This window comes from Cellulosimicrobium cellulans, assembly GCF_001722485.1.
Lineage (GTDB): Bacteria > Actinomycetota > Actinomycetes > Actinomycetales > Cellulomonadaceae > Cellulosimicrobium > Cellulosimicrobium cellulans_A.
Genome location: NZ_LWGL01000293.1, coordinates 1 through 2,044, shown reverse-complemented (window position 1 = coordinate 2,044; position 2,044 = coordinate 1). Strand labels below are relative to the sequence as shown.

The 2,044-nt window shown below is 78.2% G+C and carries 3 protein-coding genes; all 3 read right to left on the bottom strand.

Features of this window, described 5'->3' with window-relative positions:
* Positions 1 to 846, bottom strand: an 846-nt coding sequence (locus JZ5iCDA_RS17135) for an amidohydrolase family protein (protein WP_139123216.1), incomplete at its 3' end; no start/stop codon positions are given.
* A gap of 48 nt (positions 847 to 894) precedes the next feature.
* Positions 895 to 1,416, bottom strand: a complete 522-nt coding sequence (locus tag JZ5iCDA_RS17130) for a DUF1990 family protein (RefSeq protein ID WP_069388203.1) — start codon at positions 1,414 to 1,416, stop codon at positions 895 to 897.
* Positions 1,413 to 2,044: YndJ family transporter (locus tag JZ5iCDA_RS17125; RefSeq protein ID WP_171905427.1), on the bottom strand; the 632-nt coding region annotated here is incomplete at its 5' end. The genes JZ5iCDA_RS17125 and JZ5iCDA_RS17130, both read right to left, overlap by 4 nt.

Below are 2,044 nucleotides of genomic sequence, written 5' to 3'. Positions count from 1 at the left end.
GTCCGCGACGAGCTCGACGACCATCTCGCCGCGCGCCGCCGCGGCGAGGCACGCGGCGACCGGCCCCGGGTCGCGGTGGTGCAGCGGGCGCATCCCGTTGAACAGGTGCGTGGCGGTCAGCCGCGCCCCGGGCCGTCCTGCCGCCGCCATCGCGGCCAGCCCCGCGGCGATCGCGGCCTCGGTCTGCTCCGCGCTGGCGTCGGTGTGCCCGATCGAGGGCACGGCGCCGGCGTCCGCGAGCGCCTCGAGCACGCCGCCGCGCCCGACGACGCCCGGGACCTCGGGCGCGACCGTCATGGTGCGCAGGTGGCCGCGGGCGGCGGTCGCCACGGCGCGGACGAGGTCGGGGTCGCCGTCGAGCATGTCGTGCGGGTTCTGCGCGCCGCAGCGCGCCGCGGCCAGGAAGGGCCCTTCGAGGTGGATCCCGGCGAGCTCCCCGGCGTCCGCGAGCGAGGCGAGGGTCGCCGTGCGTGCGAGCAGCACGTCCGGCGGGGCGGTGACGAGCGAGGCGACGAGGCTCGTCGTGCCGTGGCGCAGGTGCTCGTGCGCGGCGACGCGCGCCTCGTCGGGAGTCGTGGCGCCGGGGAAGCTCGCTCCCCCGCCGCCGTGGTCGTGCAGGTCCACCAGCCCGGGGAGCATCGTGCTGGTCCCGGCCGGGCCGACGTCGGCGTACCCGGCCCCGGCGGCGTCGGCGCGCGGACCGACCCACGCGATGCGGTCGCCGTCGAGCACGACGACCCCGTCGTCGAGCACGGCGGTGGGCGTCACGACGCGGCCGGCGAGGACGCGGGGCGCGTCCGCCCGGGCGTCGGCGGGCTCGGTGCGCGGGGCTCGGGGGTCGGCCATGTCCTCATTCTGGCGCACTTCGTACACCCTGCGTGCAAACTCCTCCGGTCAGGCGGTACGCCGCCGCAGGAGCCGCTCGGCGCCGCGGCCGAGGTGGTGCGCGAACAGCCGCTGGAACGTCGGCAGGGCCCACGAGACCGGCCGCAGCCACCACAGCACCGGGCGGCTGAACACCTCGATGCGCCACCACAGGTCCCCCGCCGCGTCGCGCTCGACGGCGAACATCTCCTCCCCCACGAACGCGTGCCCCGGCAGCGTGCCGTACGCGAACGCGACCCGGTCGGGGCTGCGCTCGACCCAGACGACCTCGCACACCTCCCGCAGGACCACCGGTCCGACGCCGAGGAGCGTCGTCACGGGCACGCCCGGCGCGGCGGCGGTCGCGCCCGTCTCGAGCCGCACGCGCGCGGCGGCGTGCACCCGCCAGGTGAGGAGCTGCTCGCCGAGCCACACGAGGTCCTCGACCGGGTGGGCGTGGCGCGACAGGCGGTGCCGCACCGTCAGGTGCCGGTAGCCGTCCGGCCGCTCGCCGGCGCGCGTCGCCCCGACCTCGGGGTAGGTGAAGGTCATGCGGTCTCCTCTCGTCGGGGCGGCGCGCCACCGTGCCGCGCGCGCACCAGGGACGCCTGCGCGCGGTCCGGCGCGCGGCGCTCGAGCAGCCGTGCCGCGAGCAGCGAGCACAGCACGAAGCCGAGGGCGTTCGCGACGCCGTGCGTCGCCGCCATGACGTCCAGGCCGGGGTGCGGCAGGTCCGTCGCCTCGCCCAGCGCCCACCACACCGCGAGGACCATCGACGCGGTGACGGTGACGGCGCCCACGGCGAGCAGCGTGCGCGCGGCGGGCGGCACGACGGGTGGCGCCGTGCCGTCCCGCACGAGCGACCGCAGCGTGGCCCACGCGGTCGCCCACAGCGCGAGCGCGAGCACCACGGCACCGACGAGCTCGGCGACGTCGCCCACGAAGTAGCCGACGAGCACGAGCGCCGTGCCGGCGGGGACGCCCCCTGCCCCGGCGACGGCGAGCGGGTCCGGGCGGTCGCTGCGCCGCGCGAGCGCGGCGACCGTCCCGGCGACGAGCGCCGCGCCGAAGCCCGCGTAGAGCATGTGCGGCACGGTGAGCGCGAGGTACGTGCCGGAGAACCCGAGGAGTCCCCAGCCTGCCCGCTCCGCGACGAGCGCGGACGCGCCGACGGCCGGCA

Coding starts and splice junctions, on each gene's coding strand:
- JZ5iCDA_RS17130 (WP_069388203.1), bottom strand. CDS start 1,416: ATGACCTTCACCTACCCCGAGGTCGGGGCGACGCGCGCCGGCGAGCGG.